At 65.7% G+C, this 21,543-nt stretch carries 13 protein-coding genes and 3 pseudogenes; 4 read left to right on the forward strand and 12 right to left on the reverse strand.

From position 1 onward, the window contains the following. The first annotated feature begins 8 nt into the window (after positions 1-8). From LZK98_RS17600 to LZK98_RS17615, 4 genes and pseudogenes are all read left to right on the forward strand, one after another. Positions 9-782, forward strand: a complete 774-nt coding sequence (locus LZK98_RS17600; RefSeq protein WP_233783819.1) for an SDR family NAD(P)-dependent oxidoreductase — start codon at positions 9-11, stop codon at positions 780-782. A 170-nt stretch (positions 783-952) separates the two neighbouring features. Next, on the forward strand, positions 953-1,909 hold the full coding sequence (locus LZK98_RS17605; RefSeq protein ID WP_233783820.1) for a manganese catalase family protein: 957 nt from the start codon (positions 953-955) through the stop codon (positions 1,907-1,909). 40 nt (positions 1,910-1,949) lie between these two features. After that, on the forward strand, positions 1,950-2,477 hold the full coding sequence (locus tag LZK98_RS17610) for a ferritin-like domain-containing protein (RefSeq protein ID WP_233783821.1): 528 nt from the start codon (positions 1,950-1,952) through the stop codon (positions 2,475-2,477). Positions 2,478-2,600: 123 nt separating this feature from the next. Further along, positions 2,601-2,802: pseudogene (locus LZK98_RS17615) on the forward strand (helix-turn-helix domain-containing protein). Between the two features lie 56 nt (positions 2,803-2,858). On the opposite strand, the gene LZK98_RS17620 reads toward LZK98_RS17615, so the two are convergent. The 12 genes and pseudogenes from LZK98_RS17620 to LZK98_RS20735 form a co-directional block, all read right to left on the reverse strand. After that, positions 2,859-3,356 carry a GNAT family N-acetyltransferase gene (locus LZK98_RS17620; protein WP_406693446.1) on the reverse strand — a complete coding sequence of 166 codons (498 nt, stop codon included), beginning with the start codon at positions 3,354-3,356 and terminating at the stop codon, positions 2,859-2,861. Between the two features lie 223 nt (positions 3,357-3,579). Next, positions 3,580-3,960: a RidA family protein gene (locus LZK98_RS17625; RefSeq protein WP_233783823.1), complete on the reverse strand. Its 381-nt coding sequence runs from the start codon at positions 3,958-3,960 to the stop codon at positions 3,580-3,582. Positions 3,961-4,384: 424 nt separating this feature from the next. Then, complete coding sequence (locus LZK98_RS17630) at positions 4,385-4,591, reverse strand: hypothetical protein (RefSeq protein ID WP_233786678.1); 207 nt, start codon at positions 4,589-4,591, stop codon at positions 4,385-4,387. Then, positions 4,512-5,057: pseudogene (locus LZK98_RS20625) on the reverse strand (ArdC family protein). Before LZK98_RS20625 ends, LZK98_RS17630 begins: the two are co-directional and overlap by 80 nt. A 669-nt stretch (positions 5,058-5,726) precedes the next feature. After that, entirely contained in the window at positions 5,727-6,068 is a 342-nt protein-coding gene (locus LZK98_RS17645; protein WP_233783824.1) for a winged helix DNA-binding protein, read from the reverse strand. Between the two features lie 262 nt (positions 6,069-6,330). Then, a complete protein-coding gene (locus tag LZK98_RS17650; RefSeq protein WP_233783825.1) occupies positions 6,331-9,417 on the reverse strand; it encodes a Mur ligase family protein in 3,087 nt (1,028 codons plus the stop codon). Then, positions 9,414-10,601, reverse strand: coding sequence for an HlyD family efflux transporter periplasmic adaptor subunit (locus LZK98_RS17655; RefSeq protein ID WP_233783826.1), 1,188 nt, complete (start codon positions 10,599-10,601; stop codon positions 9,414-9,416). The genes LZK98_RS17650 and LZK98_RS17655 overlap by 4 nt, the downstream gene beginning before the upstream one ends. After that, entirely contained in the window at positions 10,598-12,748 is a 2,151-nt protein-coding gene (locus LZK98_RS17660) for a type I secretion system permease/ATPase (RefSeq protein WP_233783827.1), read from the reverse strand. Before LZK98_RS17660 ends, LZK98_RS17655 begins: the two co-directional genes overlap by 4 nt. Then, positions 12,745-13,923, reverse strand: a complete 1,179-nt coding sequence (locus tag LZK98_RS17665; RefSeq protein WP_233783828.1) for a TolC family protein — start codon at positions 13,921-13,923, stop codon at positions 12,745-12,747. Before LZK98_RS17665 ends, LZK98_RS17660 begins: the two co-directional genes overlap by 4 nt. Positions 13,924-14,173: 250 nt before the next feature. After that, on the reverse strand, positions 14,174-20,296 hold the full coding sequence (locus LZK98_RS17670) for a BapA/Bap/LapF family large adhesin (RefSeq protein WP_233783829.1): 6,123 nt from the start codon (positions 20,294-20,296) through the stop codon (positions 14,174-14,176). Beyond that, complete coding sequence (locus LZK98_RS17675) at positions 20,293-20,853, reverse strand: hypothetical protein (RefSeq protein ID WP_233783830.1); 561 nt, start codon at positions 20,851-20,853, stop codon at positions 20,293-20,295. The genes LZK98_RS17670 and LZK98_RS17675 overlap by 4 nt, the downstream gene beginning before the upstream one ends. A gap of 100 nt (positions 20,854-20,953) precedes the next feature. After that, positions 20,954-21,274: pseudogene (locus LZK98_RS20735) on the reverse strand (BapA/Bap/LapF family prefix-like domain-containing protein); the annotation flags it as partial. Positions 21,275-21,543 lie beyond the last annotated feature (269 nt).

Below are 21,543 nucleotides of genomic sequence, written 5' to 3' on the forward strand. Positions count from 1 at the left end.
GGCGAGCGATGGCCGACAAGTTCGCAATCGTCACCGGCGCCTCCTCCGGCATCGGCCTGGAGATTGCCCGCATCGCGGCGCGCGACGGCTACGACCTGCTCGTGGCGGCCGACACGCCGCTGGCCGATACCGGCGCGCAGCTCCGCGCCGAGGGGACGAACATCGCTACCGTCGAGACCGACCTGGCGACCCTCGAAGGCGTCGACCGGCTGCTCGACGCCGCGGCCGGCCGCCCAGTCGACGTCCTCGTCGCCAACGCCGGAACCGGCCAGGGCGGCGCCTTTCTGGATCAGCAGGTCGCGCGCTGGCGCCACGTGATCGACACCAACATCACCGGCACCATTTATCTACTGCAGCAGGCGCTACGGCCGATGGTTGCCCGCGATGCCGGCAAGGTGCTCGTGACGGGCTCGATCGCCGGCTATATTCCAGGCTCCTTCAACGCGGTTTACAACGCCACAAAAGCCTTCCTCGACAACTTCACCGAAGCGCTGCGCAACGAACTCAAGGGGGCGACAGGCGTCACCTTGACGACGCTGATGCCCGGCCCGACCGATACCGAATTCTTCGCACGCGCCGACATGCTCGATACCGAGATCGGGCAGGCGGAAAAGGCCGACCCGGCGGAGGTCGCGCGCGATGGATGGGAGGCGTTGATGGCGGGGAAAGGACATGTCGTCTCGGGCCTCTTCAACAAGCTGCAGGTGGCCGGATCGGGGGTGATGCCGCAGTCGGTACTCGCCGAGATGCACCGAAAGCAGGCCAAGCCGCACGACGCCTAGACCTCGGCGATAAGCTCGAATCCCGATTGCCGCCGCTGCGCGTCAGTCGCGGAAAAGCCGTTTCGCAATCGCTATAATTATTTGATAAACATAGGTTATTCTGAACGCTTTAGCCGGAACCGCCGCCATCACGGATGGTTTGCGCTCACGTCCGCCAGGGAGTGACCGCCATGTTCATGCACAACAAGCGCCTGCAATATACCGTCCGGGTCTCGCAGCCGAACCCTGTGCTCGCCTCGTTCCTGCTCGAGCAGTTCGGCGGCCCCGACGGCGAGCTCGCCGCGGCGATGCGCTATTTCACCCAAGGGCTCGGCGAGGACGACCCCGGCCGCAAGGACATGCTGCTCGACATCGCCACCGAGGAGCTCAGCCATCTCGAGGTGATCGGCTCGATCGTCGCGATGCTCAACAAGGGCGTGAAGGCCGAGCTTGCCGAGGGAGCGATGAGCGAGGCCGAGCTGTACATGAAGATGGGGGCTGGCGGCGACAGCCACACCCAGTCGATCCTCTACGGCGGCGGGCCGTCGCTCACCAACAGTTCGGGCGTGCCGTGGAGCGGCGCCTATGTCGACAGCCGCGGCGATCCGACCTGCGATCTGCGCTCGAACATCGCCGCCGAGAGCCGCGCCAAGATCGTGTACGAGCGCCTGATCAACATTACCGACGATCCCGGCATCAAGGACGCGCTCGGCTTCCTGATGACCCGCGAGGTCGCGCACCAGAAGAGCTTCGAGAAGGCGCTCTATTCGATCCGGGACAATTTCCCGCCCGGCAAGCTCCCGGGACTCGAGCGGTTCGCCAGCACCTATGTCAACACCTCGCAAGGCGAAGGCGACCTCGAGGGGGCGTGGAACAGCGGCGAGCAATGGGAGCGCGTCGACGACATCGCGGCGAACCTGCCCTTCGACGGCGGCAACGGGCAGGCGACCGTCCAGCTCTCGGCGGATCAGCTCGCGATCGCGCAGGCGCTGGCGAAGCGCACCATGTCGGATCCGCAGGCGACGCCGACCACCGGCGCCGACCTCGGTGCCGGTCCGGGCGCGGGCAGGACGAGCGACGAGGACCTCGGCGGTGCGGCGAACATGCAGGACGCCGTCGAGCAGGCCCGGAACCTCACCCCGGCCTGACCGGCTGGGGAGATCAAGAACCAGACAGCAGGAGAGTTTCATGGCGACCCTACTCGAACGACCCGATATCGTGCGCTCGGTATTTGTCACCGGCCTGCGCGACGCGCATGCACTGGAGCATCAGGCACTCGCGCTGATGGACCGGCAGATCGATCATCTTGCCAGCTACCCCGAACTCGAGGAGCGGCTGCGCGCCCACAGGATTGAAACCGAACAGCAGATCAAGCGGCTGGAGGAAATCCTCGACGGTTTAGACGAGAGTCATTCGACGCTCAAGGACACCGCGCTCAGCCTGACCGGGAATCTCATGGCGCTCGGCCATACGATCGCGCCCGACGAGATTCTCAAGAACAGCTTCGTCAACTTCGCTTTCGAGAACTTCGAGGCAGCGAGCTACAAGGCGCTGATCACGATCGCCGAGGTCGGGAACTTCGGCGACGCCGCGCCGCTGCTTCGACAGACGCTGAGGGAGGAGTTGGCGATGGCGCAGTTCTGCGATGAAACCCTACCGGCAATCACGCAGAAGTATCTGCGCCTGCGCTCCGAGGGGGAAACGGCGAGTCACTGAGCAACGCTTGTCGATCCATTCTGCCTTCGGCAGCGAGAGCCGTCAGATCGCGAACTAACAATGGTGATCCTTCGTTTGAGTTAGTCTGGAGCCACCCAGGTCAACGGTCGAGGGCACGGTCTGATGGCCATCATCATCAAGCTCGACGCGCTGCTTCACGACAGGCAGATGACGCTTACCGAGCTTTCCGAACGGATTGACCTCACGCTCACCAATCTGTCGATGCTCAAGACCGGCAAGGCCAAGGCGATCCCGCTTCTCGACGCTCAAGGCGATCTGCCGAGAGCTCGATTGCCAGCCGGGCGACCTTCTCGTCTACGAATAACGCGAACCGCCGTGCTGATTCCCGAACGCCGACGCACCCACGACAGGGAAGGTGGACTACGAGGCGCGGAGTTTGATGATGTGTGTCGCAGTCTCTTCTTTGGTGCTTTGGAAACCAAGCCGTTCGTAAAACGCCGCAGCGTCGGTCGTTGTGGTACGGAGCCGCAGAGTGGAGAACGTCTGCGCCGCGCTTTCCATTATGCGCTTTACCAACATTGTCCCGACACCCTGACGCCGCGCACCAGAGGAAACGTAAACGTGGCGCAGGCGACCAACACCCTCCGTAGAAGAATAGAGGTCATGATTAAGCCCGCCTACCGCCACCAGGCATCCACCGAGGTGCGCTGACAATAGAAACTCGCCGGTGCCTTGAAAGCGGTTTACGCCAGAATTCCACTCGTCACGCAGACGTCTCACAAAGCGATGGCCTTCGCTTTCCGCTTCGAAGACGAGTGGCATGATCTCGTCACTGAGCAGCTTAATCTGGCGCAATTCGATCGATTCTGTGCTCATAGCCCACCGCTGATCGATGACGTCGCTATGGCCCATGCCCATATCCGATCAGCAGCGTCAACGGCCAAGAAGCCGCCCGAGCGCCTCGGTACGCAGGAACATATCCTCTAGAACAGCGAGCCGCATCGATCATGTGGACGACGGCAGTTGGGCCGTTTTCCGCTCGTCCACTTCTAAGGTGCTGGCAGGCAATAGCTGCCGTTCCTCGCGACCGCGCGCGAATAGCAGCTAACGGCCATTTTAGCTCATGGTGAAGCTGAGAGGCTTATGCCTCTGCGATCATTGCTATCGAGACTTTCATATCGGATATGCGCACCGGCATCTTCGCTCCCTGTCGGGCAGGTGGGCTTTTAGGAAACCATTTAAGCCATTCCTCATTGGCACCCGCAAAGTCTTCCTCGTCGGCTACAATCAGCGTGGCACTGACCGCCTTGTCCAAACTGGTGCCGGCAGCCTCCAGAATAGCAGAGATGTTGCGAAGGCATTGTGCGACCTGGGCCTGCACCGGACCGCTCACGAGGCAGCCTGTGACTGGGTCAATAGGCGCAGTTCCTGATACGAAAACCAATCCCGCGGCCTTGACCGCTTGGCTATAGGAGGGTGGCGCCTCTGGGGCGGCCGGCGTGGCGATTATCGTGCGCGACATGATGGTTGTTCCACGATGGGTCATCTAAGCCGACTAAGCTCGGCCAGACACGGCCAGAGTCAAGGACCAGAATCACGGCCGTATCAATATTCGGGCCCACGATGGTCAGCTTCAGTTCGACCGCATTCGGACATCAAATCTAGAGGCTTAGTAGGTTGCAGTCACCGCGATGCTGGCAATGACTCCAATGGCTTCGGGGCGCCTCTATGCATACTCTTGCCGCGCGAAAGGACTTGTTGCTGGCGCGAGTAGAGCGCTCCCATTCGACTGCACGTCGGCTTATGGAGCGCGGCTGAGTCCGTTGAATGACCGATTGAGGGCGCTTACCCGTCGTGGGTGGATATGGCTGAAATCGAGCGGTCACTTTGGGGAGCTGGATCGCGAAGCGCCCCCCGTCCCACCAAAATGACGGATTAGGAGGTCGCTAGATTCTACTCGCTGCACCATCGGCAATGCGCTCGAACAGTGACTTTCGCGCGAGTGCTTCTTCAAGTCCCGCCAGCGCCTCAGTCACTCTGCCGGCTTCGGCATCGAGCGCTCGCACCGCGTCGTCAAAGGCAGCCCAGAGCGGCCGCAATTGCGCGACAAGGCCTTGCTGGACGGAGAAAGGTGAGCACGCGCCGACGCGCATCGCCCGCGCCTCGCGTCCCTCGTCGAGCGCGCTCGGCCTCGCCTTTCGGCGTAAAGCGATCGGCATAGCAGACGGCAGTGCCCTGCTCGCCCTCGCGGACATGCCCGCCGAGGAGAAGGGCCTGGCGGTAGGTCAGTCAGCGCTGCGTCGCATAGCCGCGCGCGACTGCTGCCGCCCACAGGATCAGCACGTTGATCCCCGAATAGTGCCGCGCGCTCACGGCATTGGCCGGCAGTGCGCAGCCGCACCGTGCGCTGTCCACGACTGCACCCAGGGCAGCCGCCCCTGCTCCAGCTCGGCGATCACCCGTCGGGTCACCCCCCTCATGATCCTCGCTCCTTCCTCCAAAAACCACCGCACCCGGCGCCGGAACGGCAGGGTGGGCGGCAGGAGCGGACCGGCAGTCCCGCCACCAGCGGCGGGCCGCACCCGCGAAGCAGGCTGGACGCGCGGTTCTACACGCCATGATCTTCGCCGCTGCCGCTCCGGCTTGGGAGAAGATTCAGGCCGGCAGCCTCGCGGCTCGCCCGCGCAATCCGCGCTGACGTTGAGCTCGTGATTGGGTAATCGACCCGGGCGAAGCTGAGCGATGCCGGAATATCTTCTCTGGCCGCTCGGAATCAGCGCGACCCGTCATGGTCCGGCAGCAAGGTCAGCGTCGACAATTCGTCGGCCGCAATCTCCGACCGGCCACCCGTCAGCCCGGTCAATACCAGGGGGGTAGGTAGACGGGGAAGAGCGATAGGCGGTGAGGCCTGGCCAGTCCCCGAGCCCTGTCCTCATTCGCTGGCAGAGGCCGCGGTCTTCGGCAGCACGCCGTCGAGATAGCTGGGGAGCGCCTTTGTCGCGCCGCCGCGCCAGCCAGACGCCACCCGCGGCGAGATAGCTGGGGCCTAGGCCCAGCAGGCCATAGGCGATCTTGATCGCTCCACGCGGAACCAGCCGAAATGAAGCGTGCCGAGCGATACGAGCACACGTTCGCCGAGGTTGTTCTCGCGCGCCTGCTTGGCTGCGCGGTTCGGGTCTCGGCTTCTGCTACAATGTTGCGCGCGGCGTGGCCGGCCTCGCCCCGCTCGCCGTAGCGGCAGCATCGCCTCGCGCCCACTCGCCGATGGCCTTGGCTGAGGCTGTCTCATCAAGCGCCGGAAGTAGCATCCGCCTTGATAAGATTGGTGAGCAATGCCGTCATCGCCTCACGACCGGAATCGGTGAGATTCACAATCACGCGGCGATGATCTTCCGGATCGGGTCGGCGTCGTATCAGCCGTACCTCCTCGAGCCGGTCGATCCGACGCATCGCGCCGGTAGAGCTTTCGCCTGAGACAGCCATGAGCTGTTTCACGCAGACGACCCGTCGCTCCTCCCCTGCGATGAACAGTTCGAGCATCATGTCCCAGGCGGAATCGCGGAAAACGCCCTTCGGAAAATAGGCAGCGCATTTCGCCCGCGCATCCATCACCCGGTGGGCGAAATCCAACAGGGGGCGCCAAGGCATGAAAGAGACCGGTGGCCGCGTCGCTGGCTCTGGTCGGCCGATATGGCGAGGAGCAAGCCGGTCCACGTCGACGGCCTCTAACGGGTTCGACAAGGTGTCGGTGACAGCACGCGGCTTCATACGATCAACACCGATTTACTCCTCGCGAAACGCTAGCCTCGAATTGGTAAAGAAGAAGTTAACACGCCAGTATTAAATATACTTTTCAAATACTAACCATAAGAACTTCAGATATATAAGTCCTCTAGGCTATGGCTTCGCCAGCGGTCGGCTGAAAGCGATCGTATTTGAGCCAATGCACGATTTGGTGGATGCCGCTGTCGTGGGAGCCCTTGAAAAGGACGATATCGCCTACCCTTAGAGCGCTCTGCAGCTGCGACTTGAGTTCCTCGAGCGAGGCGGCGAAGCCGCCGCGGCGCGCAGGAGCCAGCGCTTCCCAGAAGCCAATATAGAGGCGGCCGATGACATAGACACGATCCACGCCCGATGCGTTCACCAGCGCGGCAAGAGCGGTATGGTAGGTCCGCGCATCAGCGCCCAGCTCGAGCATTTCGCCCAGGACGGCGATCCGTCGCGCCGCAGCCTTTCTGGCGAGCAATCCGATCGCCGCTTCCATCGAGCCGGGGTTGGCGTTGTAGGCGTCGTCGATCACGGTGACGACGCCTCCGCTCACCGGAAGCAGAAACTCGTCGCCCCGGCCGGCGAGCGGCGTGAAGCCGCGCAAGGCAGCGACGCCTGGTGCCAACGGCAGACCCAATGCCGACAGCACCGCGAGCACGGCGAGGCTGTTGAGCGCCATATGCTCGCCCGGAGCCGCGAGCGGATAGCGAATGTCCCCTTCCGGCGTGCGTGCGGCAACGATCGCCTCTTCGGGATCATGATCGAGCAGCCGGAACGCCGCCTCCGCCGAGCGGCCGAACTCGATCGTCCGAAGCCCTCGGGCCTGCGCCGCATCGTGGACATAGGCCCATTCGGTCATGTCGCGGTTCAGGACGGCGACGCTCCCCGGCGCCATGCCTTCGAAGATCGCGCTCTTGTGCTCGGCGATCGTCCGCAGGTCGCGATGATATTCGAGATGCGCGGGGAGGACGTTGGTGAACACCGCGACGTCCGGCCGCGCCAGCCGCGCATTGTGCCGCATCCGTCCGATCGCCAGTTCCAGCACCGTATGCGGCGTATCCCAGGGGATCGACGCGAGGTTCCAGGCGATGCCGTGCGGCAGGTTCGCGTTGCGGCGCGTCCGGCCGACCGGGCCCCATGGCGCCAACGCTCGGGTGAGCATCGCGACGACCGTGGTCTTGCCGGCACTGCCGGTGACGCCGATCACCTTGCCGGTCATGTGTGCGCGGGCATGGGCACCGAGCGCGACGACCGCAGCGTCCGAGTTCGCGACCGACAGGATCGGGGCGTCGCTGGTCCGAACGGCGTCGGGCGCTGTGGTGATGAGCGCGGCCGGGGGGTGGGAAAGCGCAGCGAGCCGGGACGGCGGGATGCCGCGCTCCTCGCCGGGCTGGCGGACCACCACCATGTCGCGCGCGCGCATGGCCGGCCCGAAGATGCACAATCCTCTTGCCGACCAACCCTCCGGCGGAGGCACGATCCAGCGCCCGATGGCAGCGCGGGCGACCGAAGCGGCGGTCCAGCCGGACTCCGTGTCCACGCTTTCGAGCAGGTCTTCATGCCCTGCCGGGCGCTCGATCAGATATCGCCGGTAGGCGATCAGCCCGGACAGATAATGTTCGACATCGTCGATCCGGATCCGGAACGCATGATGACGGATGAAGAAGCTGCCGGTGATCTTCGCCGGATCGGCAAAGAACATCGCAAGCTCGGGCCAGAAATGGCCGTTCAGCAGGTAATGGGCGCGGAAATGGAGCGCGCGGTAGAATTTGGGAAGATCGAAGCCGGCGAGGAGATGCCTCGACGCCGCGTCGGCCCGCAGGCGCGAGACCATGCGCTCGGCCGCCATCATCAGTTCGAGCAGTGTCGGGAAGGTCGTGATCCGCTCGAGAACGAAGTCGAGGTGGTCGGCGATGTTGGCGAGGCCGAAGCGGAAATATTCCTCGCGCGGCCGGTGCCGCGTGAGCTCGTTCGCGCAGTAGCTCAGCCAATGGTCATGCGCCTGCCAATGCTCGGACCGGATGAAATGGCCGAACGCGCGCTCCACCGCCGCCAACCAGCGCTTGTCCCCGGTCAGGTTGAACAGACGCATCAGCCCGAAGGCGGCTTCGCCTTCGTAATAGATGATCCGGAAAGGCTGCTTCACCTCCAGCGAAGGATGGTGGAGGACATGGACGAAACGGCCGGACGTCGCGTCCTGCATATGGAGAATACCGAGCGCCAGCTTCTCCAGCAGCGGCCGATAGGCGTCGGTCGCCATCAGTTCGCTGTACTTGACCAGCGCGAGCAGGCAGACCGCGTTACCGCCGAGCTTGATCTCCGCTCCCGGGTCGACGAGGAACGCCGCGTTCTCGCCGCCCGGCAGCACGGCCGGCTTGATCAACTCACCGGTGAGATAGGCGAGCGCGCGATCGATCGCGCCCTGCAACACCGGATCGCGCGTCACCTCCCAGGCTTCCAGCATCGCGTAGAGCGAGCTGGCGTGGCGCAGGCTGTTGTAGGAGGGGATCGGCCGATCGAAGCAGGGATGCCAGCCATAGTGGAAGCGGCCGTCCTCCCGGACCTGCGAGGCGAGATAGCCGCTCCCGCTGCGGATGAGGTCGAGCAGCAGGTCCGGGTCCAGCCGGGCGATGCTGCGCCGTCCGGCGTCGCGCCCCAGTCCGTCGAGACGGTGCAGCGCCAGGTCGTCCCCGACGAACAGGCCCTTCGTCGAGAACAGCCAGACCGGGGTCTCATCGTCGAAATCGACTGCCGCGAGCCCGTGACGCTGCGCGGCGTAACGGGTGAAATTCCCTTCATTGACGACCGCGGTCGGCACCGTTGGGCCGCCGTAGAGCATCGCGTTGGCGTTGAGCTCGGTCTCCAGGAAAGCGCATTCGAACCTTGCGTCGAGGGCGATGCCGAGCCGGAAATAATTGCGCTTGGTCCGCGCGAGCCGCGTGCGGAGATCCTTCCAACATGTCCGCTCAGCGGCATTCACCCAATCCACCCGCAGCCACCGCGCGTCCCCGCGCTCGCGCAGCCGCTCGGCGCCGACGGCCCAGGCGGCGTCCGCGTCCGGCCCGCCGACCGAGAAGGTGGTCGCCCGCCCACTGCCGTCGGTGAAGGAGAAAAAGAGAACGGACCGCGCGACGCCGTCCAGCATGAACGAAGGGCTGTCCCGGACGTCGGGAGCAAGGCGGGCGAGCCGGGCCTCCAGCGCCGCGCTCATCGCTCTCGCAAGGCCTCGCGCGCGCGATTGAGCGGCTTCAGCAGATATTGGAGGACGGTCTTCTGCCCCGTGTGGATGTCGACCGTCGCGATCATACCGGGGACGATCGGGAACCGCTTGCCCGCCTTGTTGACCAGCGCGTCCGAGCCGGTGCGGACGAAGACCCGGTAATAATAGATCTCCGGATTGACCTCGTCGCGGATCGTGTCGGGAGAGATGCTCGTCACCTCGCCCTCGAGACCGCCGTAGATCGAATAGTCATAGGCCGTGATCTTGACGCTGGCGCGCTGGCTCGGATGGATGAAGGCAATGTCGCGCGGCGCGATGCGAGCCTCGATCAGCAATTTGTCGTCGAGGGGTACGATCTCCATGATCTTGCCGTTTGGCGGCACGACCCCGCCGATCGTCGAGACCTCGATATTCTTGACCACGCCGCGCACCGGCGAGCGCAGCGTCAGCCGCTGGAGCGTGTCCGAGCGGCCGCGCACCACCGGCGCGAGCGCCTCCATCTCCTCGCTCATCTTGGCGAGGTCCTGCCGCGCCTCGACCAGATATTGCGAGCGGATGTCCGATTTCTTGAGCTGGAGCTCGGCGCGCTGGCGCTGCAGCCGCAGCACCTCAACGTTGCTCGCCGCCCCCACCTGGATGAGCGATTCGCCGATCCCGACCTCGCGGTTGATGAGGCGCAGCGATTCGTCGACCAGCGCGACCGAATCGTTGAGGCTGCGCAACCGTGCTTCGTGGAGGCGCGTCTCGGTCGCCTTGAGTTCCGGATAGGCGTCGAGCTCCGCCGGGAAGCTGAGCGGGGTGCCGTTCACCTCCGCGCGCAGCCGGGACACGGCGGCGAGCGCGGCGCGGTATTTGGCGGCGCTTTCCTCGACGGTGGAGCCGGCCTGGGTGGGATCGAGCTGCGCGATAATCTGGCCGGGCTGGACGATGTCGTCCTGGCGCACCATCAGCTTCGCCAGAATCCCGCCCTCGAGCGATTGGAGCACCTGTTCGTGGCTGGTCGGCACCACCCGCCCGCTGCCGGTCGCGACCTCGTCGAGCTTGGCCAGCCAGGCCCAGGCAAGCCCCGCGACAAACAGCGCACAGAGAAGCCATATGAGCCGCGACGAGGTGGAGAGGCGCGCGCTGCCCTCGTCCACGAAATCCGGACCGGCGACGGCGATCCCGCCACTCATGCGGCCTTCCCCCTCCCTTCCTGCATGGTGCGCAGCGCCGCATCCTTGCGGTCGTCGAGCACGATCGCGCCGCCGTCGACGACGATGATCCGCTCAACGAGGTCGAGCGCACGCAGCCGGTGCGTAGCGACCACCACGGTCCGCCCCTGGCTCCATTCCTTGAACTGCTGGATGAAATGGCGCTCGGCCATCTCGTCCATCGACGCGGTCGGCTCGTCGAGCAGCACAACGGTCGGCTGGCGCACGAGCAGCCGGGCGAGCAGCACTGCCTGGATCTGCCCACCCGACAGCCCGACGCCGCCCTCCTGGACCACATGCTGCAGCCCGTCACGCAGGCGGCGGATGAAATTGTCGGCACCCGCCATGGCGAGGGCAGCCAGGATTTCCTCGTTCGTCGCATGGGGCGCGCCGAGGGTGACGTTCTCGCGGAGCGTGCCGTGAAACAGGCGGCTGCTCTGGGTGAGCAGGCCAACGTCACGCCGGACGTCGGCCGGATCGATCTGGTGGAGCGCGAGGTCGTCGAGCAGCACCTCACCCGACACCGGCTGCAACATGCCCGACAGACCCTGGAGCAGCGTTGACTTGCCCGCGCCGTTGCGGCCGAGCACCGCGATCCGCTCGCCCGGCGCGATGTCGAGCTCGCGCACCGTCAGCGCGGGCGGCGAATTGGGGTCGGCATAGCGGAACACCGCCGCGCGGACCGCAAAGCCGCCCGCGACCGACGGCAGCTGGATACGGTGCTCGTCGTCAGGATTGTCGACGGGCAGCGCCATGATCTGATCGAGGCTGCCCATTGCCACGCGCGCCTGCTGGAACCGGCTGAGGAGCTGGCTGACCTGTGCCATCGGCGCCATCATCCGCGATCCCAGGATCGACGCGGCGACCAGCGTGCCCGTGGTGATGTCCCCTGCCATCACCATCGGCGCGCCGAAGAGGATGGTCGTCGCGTAGACGGCGTTCTGGACGTTCTGCGTCCAGACGGTGAGGCTGTTGGTCAGCCCGCGCAGCTTGAGCTGCGCCTCCGCCGCGACCGAATTGTAGTGGTTCCACTGGAGCTGGAAACGGTTCTCCGCCTGCAGCGCCTTGATGTCCTCGATGCCCTGCACCGCCTCGACCAGGATGGCGTTGCGCAGCGAGGATTCGCGCGTCGCCTCGGTCGCATAGGCGCGGAGGTGGCGCTGCGCAGCGAGCCCGGGCAGCACCAGCAGCACCAGTGCCCCCAGCGGGATCAGCACCAGCCAGCCGCCGATAGACCAGAAGATGGCGAGGAACAGGACGAAGAACGGCAGGTCGGCGACCGCCGCGACGGTGGTCGAGGTCAGGAGGTCGCGCACCTGATCGAGATCGCGGAGCTGAGCGATGAAGCTGCCGGTGGAGGCCGGCCGCGCGCGGTTGCGGACGCGCAACGCATGGCCGAACACGCGGTCCGACAGGCGCAGGTCGGCGCGCTTGCCCAGCACGTCGATGATGCTCATCCGCAGCCGCCGCAGCAGGAAGTCGAATCCGATCGCGAGCAGCACGCCGGCGAAGAGGATGTAGAGCGTCGGCAAGGACTGGGCCGGCACCACCCGGTCGTAGACCTGCATCGAGAACAGCACTCCGGCCAGTGCCAGGCAGTTCGCGACCAGCGACGCGACGAGCACATGGCCATAGGCGCCGATGTCCTGCATGAGGATGCGCCGCAGCCAATGCTCCTCGTACGGGCGGATATAGGCGTCGACCCGCGCATCGGGCGCCGAGCGCGCCGGGCGAGGAACGACGAACAGCTCGGCATCGCCAGTCAGCGCGGCGAGCGGCATCCGCGTCTGCATGCCGCTCTCGCCGGTCAGCGTCAGGCTCGCCTCCCCCTCGCCGTCGATCGCGGTCACGAGCGCAAGGTCGCCGCTCGCGAGCCTGACGATCACGGGCAGCCGCCAGCTCGTGAGCCGCATCGCCTCGGGCCGGACGAAGCGCACGCTAAGCCCGACGGCGCGGGCGAGTGCCCGCACGCGCCCTTGCTCGTCATCGCTGCCGCGCCACAGGCCGGCGAGCTTCGCGGTCTGGACCGACACCGGTAGCCGGAAATGCTGCGCCGTCTGCTGCAGCATATCGAGCCACGCCTCGAGCTCGACCGCTTGCGGCGGCCGGGGCGGCAGGTGTGCGTTCACAGCGTCACTCCCCGGACGACGGTGCCGCTGAGGCCGAACGCCGCGCGCGCGCTGCCCGAATAATAGAGGCAGTCCACCTCCAGCCGGCGGAGGTCGTGCGACGTGTTTGCAGCATCGAAGCGGACCTGATGGAGTTCCTGCTCGGCATTGAGGAGATCGACCAGCGTCCGGGTCCCCATTTCCAGATATTGCAGGCGATAGAGCCGCCCCGTCTCCGCCATCTTGGCCTGGCGCGATGCCAGCGTGTCGAGGAGCTGCGAGAAGCTGGCGATCTGCTGCTGCGCCTCGGCGAGGCGCTGGCCGGTCTCGTTGCGGGCGTCGGCGACGGCCGCCTCGGCGGCGGCGAGCGCAAAGGCGGCACCACGCTGGCGGGCCCTGAGCGCGCCGCCGCTGAACACGCTGCTCGAAACCGAGAGCCCGAAATTATACTGGCTGCGGTCTGAGAACGGCGAGCTGAGGTCGGCCGCGGCTCCGCCTTCGACCGAGAGGGTCGGCATCCGCTCGGCCCGGCTGCGCTTCAGGTCGGCGCTCGCTTGGTCGCGCCCGGCCTCGGCTGCCATGACCGCGGGGACCCGCGCCCAATCGGGCGTCCCGCCCAGACAGGCGGACGCCAGCCACTGCGGCACGTCCGGCATCACCTGCGGCGGAGCGTTGCGGCCGAGCAGGAAGGCGAGGTTGCTCGCCCAGCGCCGCTGCGCGGCCTCGATCTGGGTGAGGGTCGCCTCCGCCGCCTCGACCCGCGCCTGGGCCTGGAGCGCATCCGATCGCGTCGCGGCCCCGCGCGTGTAGCGATTGCGGACGAGCTCGCTGATCTGTCGGACGCTGGCGAGCTGATCCAGTGCCACCTGATGAAGCGCCACGCCGCGCTGTACCTCGATCGCCGCATAGGCGGTGTCGCGGATCAGCCCGTCGATCGCCAGCAGGACCTGCGCCTCCCCGATCCGGGTGCCCGCGCGGGCCGATTCGACCGAACTCGCGACCTTGCCGAAATCGTAGAGCATCTGCGATGCCGTGACCTGCGGCCGCGGCCGCCATTGGTTGCTGAGCCGGTTGTCGTAGCCGGAGCCGACCCCGGCCCTGATCTGCGGATAATAGCCGGCGCGGGCGACATGCACCTCTTCGGCGCGGGCATTCAGTCGCCCCACCGCCTCGATCACCGACGGATGCCACGCCACCGCTTCGCGCGCCGCACTCTCCAGCGTTACTGGACCGGTATTATCGGGGGCAGCGCCTGCTGTTCCGGAGGCGCACAACAACAGGATGCTGCAAGCGAAGAGGCTGGAAGGGACGCGACGGGCACGACTCGCCATAAGTGGCATTATCCTTTGGGCCACAACACTTTCGCCCAAACTGATTAAAGATAAGCAAAAAACGGGTGCCGGTTCAAGCCAACCGACACCCGTACATGTAAAATTCTATTATTTATCAGATTAAATGAGTAGAATTTATTTGGTCCCTTTCGGGATCATCGACAATAGTAATGTATGACAGTGGATCATTAACTTCAGATTGAACCGTCATCACTTCAGTGGTATTTGGTATACCATTATCAGCATCGGCTCCGATTGTCGAATCGTCCTTCGGTTCGTCGAGATAAGCCTGGAGCACATTCTCGAGATCACCGCGTCCCTCGAACATGTCATAGAGGAGTGAGGCCATCGTCGACGGATCGGCACCGGCGGCTTCGGCCGGCGCGGCAGCGAGGCTGCCCAACTCGATCACATCGGCCGTCTCCGCACCGAATGTCGTGGCCGCGAATGCAGCGAACCCCGTCGTTCCAGCGCCGGAGACATCGATGGTGACGTCGAGCGTGGCGGCCTCGGTTCGTCCATCCGGCGAGACGAGCTGATAGGTGAAGCTGTCGATCAGGTCCGACGCCGAATGCGGCAGGTCGGTGCGGGGCGCGTAGCTATACTCGCCCGTCTCGCTGACCGTCAGCGTGCCATAGAGGCCGGTGATCGCCCGTCCGCCATCGTCGACCTCGACGAACCCGGTCCCGTCGTTCACCCGCAACGAGATGAACGCCGAACCCAGCACGTCATTGTCAAGCAAATCCCCCGTGGCTTCGGTCGTGCTTGCCACTTGGAAATCGTCGAAATGAGTGATCGTCTGACCCAGATAGACGTTGGTGTTGAAGCCCAGGCCTACCGTGTTCGTGCTCGACACCTCGAACGTGTAGGTGCCCGGCTCCAGGTCATCGACCGTCAGGCTGAGACCCGCGCCCAGTCCAAGAACATTGGCCAGCGCAACCTGGGTCACCGTCTCCACTACCGCGCCGCCGGCGTCTTTGACCGTGATCGTGAACGTCGGCAGGACGGACAGCGCCCCTCCTCCGACCGCGATGATCGTGACGTCGGAGCTGGTGTTCGCTGCGACCGTGAAGGTGTCGCTGCCTGATCCGGTCGAAGGCAAGATGACGAGTCCCGGACCGGTATTGAAGTTGAACTCGACCGCCGGATCGATCGTGTCGACGACATTCTCGTAGACGACCCCAGCGGCCGCCTGATCGTCGTTGGCGACAGGAGCGCCGGTGATGTCGTCGCTGCCGATGGTGATGGTGAGATTGGCGGTCTCCAGCTCACCATCGCTGTCGCGGATGGTGTACTGGAACTGCTCGGCCTGCCCGATCGCCGACGCGTCGGCATGGGGCGTGTAAGTGTAGCTGCCGTCGAGATTGATCACCAACGTGCCGAATTGACCGGTGACCGTCGTTCCGTCCGCGGTCACATCCGTGGTGACGCCGTTCACGGTGACGCTGTGCACGACCGTCGCCGGGCTCACCACGTCGACCTCGCCGCCGGGACCGGCATCGGTGATGACGTTGCCGCTCGCCGGGATCGGATCGACGCTGGCGATGTCCGTGAAGTCGGAGTCCGTGCCGGTGACACTGAGGCTGCCGAGCAGCCCCAGGCCGAGCGTGCCCTCGAACGTCAGGAACGCACGATACTCGCCCGGTCCCAGCGCCTCGCTCGCCACCGCATTGCCGTCGAGCAGCCCGAGATCGAGCAGCGTGATCTGCCCCGAGCCGTCGATGCTGGTCCATTGGGTGCCATCCCACTTCTGGACCACCACCCGATAATCGCTGAGCACCCCGATGTTGGCCAGCGCGTCATATTCGAACACCGCATCCAAGCTATGCCCCGGCTCCACCGTGAACGCCACGTTCGGAACGCCGAGCACCTGCAGGTCGAGACCGACCAGCGACACCAGCGCCAGATAATTGGCGTCGCCATGGTCCACCGGCGTGACGACCGGCACCAGGTCGATCCCAGCCGTAGCGCTGTTGTCGAACGCGTCGATGTCGACGGGGGCGAACACGGTCGCTTCGGGCGAAACATTGCCCACCGCGTCGACCTGGGTGACGCCCAGTTCCTCGCCATGCGTCTGCGCCGGAGTGAGCGTGACCGAGAAGCTGCCGTCCGGATTGACCGTGCCGGTCCCGATCGCGGCGCCGGCCGTATCGGTAACCTCGACGCTGGCGCCAGGCTCGCCGGTACCGGTCAAGGTGGTGCCATCGGCGCTCACCGCAAGGCCAGTGGGTGCATCGGGCGCGGTGATATCGGGTGCCAACGTCGTCGTGGGATCGGAGATGTTACCCGCCGGATCCATCTGCGTGACCGTCACTGTCTCGCCATTGGCCTGCGGCTCCGTCAGCGTGACGGTATAGTTGCCGTCGGGGCCGACCAGGCCGGTACCGACCAGGTCACCGTCGGGGCTGTGGACGTCCACCCTCGCCCCGGGCTCACCCGTGCCTGTCACGACCGTGCCGTCAGGCGAGACCGCCGCCACCGGCGCGTCGGGCGCGGTGATATCGGGTGCGAGCGCCGTCGTCGGATCGGAGATGTTGCCCGCCGGATCGGTCTGCGTGATCGACAGGCTTTCGCCGTTCGTCTGCGGGGTCGTCAGCGTGACCGAATAATGGCCGTCCGCACCGACCGTACCCGTGCCGATGACGTTGCCGCCAGGATCACGAACGGTGATGGTCGCCCCCGCCTCACCGTCTCCGGTCACGACCGCGCCGGCGGCATCGATCGATGCCGTGGGCGCGTCCGGGACGGTGGAGTCGGGCGCCGTGACCGTGGCGGGCGCGGACGTATTGCCGGCGCCGTCGGTCTGCGTGACCGTCAGGTCCTCGCCATTGGTCTGCGGCGAGGTCAGCGTCACTGTATAGGTGCCGTCGGGACCGACGGTGCCGGTGCCGATCGTCGCGCCGCTCGGATCATGGACGGTAACGGTCGCGCCGCGTTCGCCCGTGCCGGTCACGATCGTGCCTGCATCATTGACGTCGGCCGTCGGCGCGTCGGGCGCAGTGATGTCCGGGGCGAACGCTGTCACCGGATCGGAGACGTTCCCCTCAATGTCGGTCTGGACGACGGTCAGGCGCTCGCCATTGATCTGCGGCGGCGTCAGCGCGACGGTGTAGTTGCCGTCGAGACCGACGAGGCCGGTGCCGATCACATTGCCAGTCGACCCGCGGGCGGTGATCGTTGCCCCCGCTTCGCCCGTGCCGGTGACCGACGCCCCATCGGGCGCGACGGTAGCGGTGGGCGGATCCGGGTCGTCGGTCGTCCCGGCGCCGGAGACGTCGAGGACGATTTGGAGTGTGGCGGTCTCCGTTCGCCCGTCAGGCGAGACGAGCTGGTAGGTGAAGCTGTCGATCAGGTCCGACGCCGAATGCGGCAGGTCCGCCTGGGGCGTGTAGACATAGTCGCCAGTCTCGCTGATCGTCAGCGTACCATAGAGGCCGGTGATCGCGCGTCCGCCATCCTCGACCTCGACGAAGCTGGTCCCGTCCCTCACCCACAGCTCGGTGAAGGCAGAGCCGGCCACATCATTGTCGAGCAAATTGCCCTCTGCGTTGGTGGTGCTCTGTACCTGGAAGTCGTCGAGATGCGTGATCGTCTGACCCAGATAGACGTCGGTATCGAAGGGCAGCCCCACCGCGCTCGAGCTCGACACCTCGAAGGTATAGGTACCGGGAGGCAGATCCTGGACCGTCAGCGACAGGCCCGCGCCAAGGCCGAGCACATTCGCCAGGGCGGTGGCCGTGATCGTCTGTACCTCCGCGCCGCCGGCATCGCGTATCGTGATCGTGAACGTCGGCAGGGCGGACAGCGCCCCTCCTCCGACCGCGATGATCGTGACGTCGGAGCTGGTGTTCGCTGCAACGGTGAAGGTGTCGCTGCCCGATCCCGTCCCAAGGAGGCCCGGCGTGTTGAAGCTGAACTCCACCGTCGGATCGATCGTGTCGACGACATTCTCGTAGACGACGTCGACGCGCGCCTGGTCGTCATTGGCCACGGGAGCGCCGGTGATGTCGTCGCTGCCGATGGTGATGGTGAGATTGGCGGTCTCCAGCTCACCATCGCTGTCGCGGATGGTGTACTGGAACTGCTCGGCCTGCCCGATCGCCGACGCGTCGGCATGGGGCGTGTAAGTGTAGCTGCCGTCGAGATTGATCACCAACGTGCCGAATTGACCGGTGACCGTCGTTCCGTCCGCGGTCACATCCGTGGTGACGCCGTTCACGGTGACGCTGTGCACGACCGTCGCCGGGCTCACCACGTCGACCTCGCCGCCGGGACCGGCATCGGTGATGACGTTGCCGCTCGCCGGGATCGGATCGACGCTGGCGATGTCCGTGAAGTCGGAGTCCGTGCCGGTGACACTGAGGCTGCCGAGCAGCCCCAGGCCGAGCGTGCCCTCGAACGTCAGGAACGCACGATACTCGCCCGGTCCCAGCGCCTCGCTCGCCACCGCATTGCCGTCGAGCAGCCCGAGATCGAGCAGCGTGATCTGCCCCGAGCCGTCGATGCTGGTCCATTGGGTGCCATCCCACTTCTGGACCACCACCCGATAATCGCTGAGCACCCCGATGTTGGCCAGCGCGTCATATTCGAACACCGCATCCAAGCTATGCCCCGGCTCCACCGTGAACGCCACGTTCGGAACGCCGAGCACCTGCAGGTCGAGACCGACCAGCGACACCAGCGCCAGATAATTGGCGTCGCCATGGTCCACCGGCGTGACGACCGGCACCAGGTCGATCCCAGCCGTAGCGCTGTTGTCGAACGCGTCGATGTCGAACGGGGCGACGACGTCCGCCTGGGGGGATTCGTTGCCAGCGGCGTCGGTCTGGGTGACGCCCAGCGTCTCGCCGCTGACCTGGGGTTCAGTCAATGTCACCGAGAAGCTGCCGTCCGGATTGACCGCGCCGGTGCCGATCACCGCGCCATTCTCGTCCGTGACCTCGACGCTGGCGCCAGGCTCACCGGTGCCGGTCAGCACGGTGCCGTCATCGCTCACCGCAAGGTCGGTGGGCGCATCGGGCGCGGTGATGTCGGGTGCCAACGCCGTCGTGGGATCGGAGATGTTGCCCGCCGGATCCGTCTGCGTGACCGTCACCGTCTCGCCGTTGGCTTGCGGCTCCGTCAGCGTCACCGTGTAGTTGCCGTCGGGATCGACAGTGCCGGTCCCGATCAGATTGCCATCCGGATCACGCACCTCCACCGTTGCTCCGGGCTCGCCAGCGCCGGTCACCACCGTGCCGGTGTCGTTGACATCGGCCGTCGGCGCATCCGGCGCGGTGATATCCGGTGCGAGCGCCGTCGTCGGATCGGAGATGTTGCCCGCCGGATCCGTCTGCGTGACCGTCACCGTCTCGCCGTTGGCTTGCGGCTCCGTCAGCGTCACCGTGTAGTTGCCGTCGGGATCGACAGTGCCGGTCCCGATCAGATTGCCGTCCGGATCACGCACCTCCACCGTTGCTCCGGGCTCGCCGGTGCCGGTCACCACCGTGCCGGTGTCGTTGACATCGGCCGTCGGCGCATCCGGCGCGGTGATGTCGGGTGCCAGCGCTGTCGTCGGATCGGAGACGTTCCCCGCAGCGTCGCTCTGCGTGACCGACAGGCTTTCCCCGTTCGTCTGCGGAGTCGTCAGCGTGACCGAATAATGGCCGTCGGCATCGACCGTCCCCGTACCGATGACGTTGCCGCCAGGATCGCGGACAGTGATGCTCGCCCCCGCTTCGCCTTCGCCGGTCACGGTCGTACCGGTGGCGTCCACCGTCGCCGAAGGGGCTGATGGCGCGGTGAGATCGGGGGCGAGCGCCGCCGTGGGATCGGAGACGTTCCCGGCAGCATCCGCTTGCGTGGCCGTCAGACTCTCACCATTGGTCTGCGGCGTCGTGAGCGTGATCGTATAGGTGCCGTCCGTGCCGACCGGGCCCGTACCGATGACGGTGCCCGCCGGATCGCGGATGGTGACAGTGGCGCCGGGCTCGCCCCGGCCCGTCACCACGGTGCCGGCATCGTTGACCTCCGCGGTCGGCGCGTCGGGCGCGGTGATGTCGGGCGCCAGTGCGATGGTCGGATCGGAGACGTTCCCCGCAGCATCGGTCTGCGTGACGGTCAGCCTCTCGCCGTTGGTCTGCGCCGGTGAGACGGCCGCCGAATAGGACCCGTCCGCGGCAACCGTTCCCGTCCCGATCAATGTGCCGTCAGGCGAGTAGATCTGAACGGTAGCACCGGGCTCACCATCTCCCGTCACCGCCGTGCCCGTGGCGTTGACCGTCGCCGTAGGCGGAGGCGGAGCTTCGGTGTCGGCATCGGCATCCGCGTCGGCGTCAGCATCCGCATCGGCGTCAGCGTCAGCGTCCGCATCGGCATCGGCATCCGCATCGGCGTCAGCATCCGCATCGGCGTCAGCATCCGCATCGGCGTCAGCATCCGCGTCGGCGTCAGCATCCGCGTCGGCGTCAGCATCCGCGTCGGCGTCAGCATCCGCGTCGGCGTCAGCATCCGCGTCGGCGTCAGCATCCGCGTCGGCGTCAGCATCCGCGTCGGCGTCAGCATCCGCGTCGGCGTCAGCATCCGCGTCGGCGTCAGCATCCGCGTCGGCGTCAGCATCCGCGTCGGCGTCAGCATCCGCGTCGGCGTCAGCATCCGCGTCGGCGTCAGCATCCGCGTCGGCGTCAGCATCCGCGTCGGCGTCAGCATCCGCGTCGGCGTCAGCATCCGCGTCGGCGTCAGCATCCGCGTCGGCGTCAGCATCCGCGTCGGCGTCAGCATCCGCGTCGGCGTCAGCATCCGCGTCGGTGTCGTCATCACCACCGCCCGCAGCAGCGGCGATCCCTCCGATCACCGCAGCGCCGCCGAGCAGACCCGGTACGAGGAATCCAGAGCCGCCTTCACCGCCGCCACTGCCCGCCAGAAGCTCATCGAGATCGTTCAGAATCGAATAGCGGCTCGTCGCCCCGCTGGGATGCGCGAGCCATTGCGTGCCGTCGGATTCCTTGAGGACCAGGTCGTTCGTGCCATTTTCGTTCGATGCGCTGTAGAAGTCGACGACCCTGATGTCCTCACCGGATCGCAAACGTACGATCAGATCGTTACCATCCCGGTACAATCCAGCGACATCTGCGCGACTGATCTGCAAGCGGACAACGCTGGGCTTGTCGAGATCGATTGCATCCAATGGCACAGAGCGGATTGCGCCAGTTGCCTTGTCGATCACTTCCGCAGCCATCACCGTCTCCTCTCGTAGACCGATGGAACATCGCGAGAGCAGGCCGAACTCACCTTTCCCCTTGGAGAGCTATTCTCCAAGAGCTTGCCAGCGCGCTCTCGTCATCATGACAAATACTGCACATTATCGGTGGCGGCCTCTAGAATTCCGATTTCGGAGCTAATTGTGACGCGCTGCTTTTCAGGTGCGGAAGCCAAAATCCCGTGGGATACAGGCAACGCGGTGCCGAGCGCGGCCATCGCCAAGGCGCGAGCGTCGGGCACTTGGGC

This window comes from Sphingomonas cannabina, from assembly GCF_021391395.1.
GTDB lineage: Bacteria > Pseudomonadota > Alphaproteobacteria > Sphingomonadales > Sphingomonadaceae > Sphingomonas > Sphingomonas cannabina.

What these genes read in the sequence shown, in the direction of transcription:
- LZK98_RS17600 (WP_233783819.1), top strand. Translation starts at nt 9, where the DNA reads ATGGCCGACAAGTTCGCAATCGTCACCGGCGCCTCCTCCGGCATCGGC.
- LZK98_RS17605 (WP_233783820.1), top strand. Translation starts at nt 953, where the DNA reads ATGTTCATGCACAACAAGCGCCTGCAATATACCGTCCGGGTCTCGCAG.
- LZK98_RS17610 (WP_233783821.1), top strand. Translation starts at nt 1,950, where the DNA reads ATGGCGACCCTACTCGAACGACCCGATATCGTGCGCTCGGTATTTGTC.
- LZK98_RS17620 (WP_406693446.1), bottom strand. Translation starts at nt 3,356, where the DNA reads ATGGGCATGGGCCATAGCGACGTCATCGATCAGCGGTGGGCTATGAGC.
- LZK98_RS17625 (WP_233783823.1), bottom strand. Translation starts at nt 3,960, where the DNA reads ATGTCGCGCACGATAATCGCCACGCCGGCCGCCCCAGAGGCGCCACCC.
- LZK98_RS17630 (WP_233786678.1), bottom strand. Translation starts at nt 4,591, where the DNA reads ATGCGCGTCGGCGCGTGCTCACCTTTCTCCGTCCAGCAAGGCCTTGTC.
- LZK98_RS17650 (WP_233783825.1), bottom strand. Translation starts at nt 9,417, where the DNA reads ATGAGCGCGGCGCTGGAGGCCCGGCTCGCCCGCCTTGCTCCCGACGTC.
- LZK98_RS17655 (WP_233783826.1), bottom strand. Translation starts at nt 10,601, where the DNA reads ATGAGTGGCGGGATCGCCGTCGCCGGTCCGGATTTCGTGGACGAGGGC.
- LZK98_RS17675 (WP_233783830.1), bottom strand. Translation starts at nt 20,853, where the DNA reads ATGACGACACCGACGCGGATGCTGACGCCGACGCGGATGCTGACGCCG.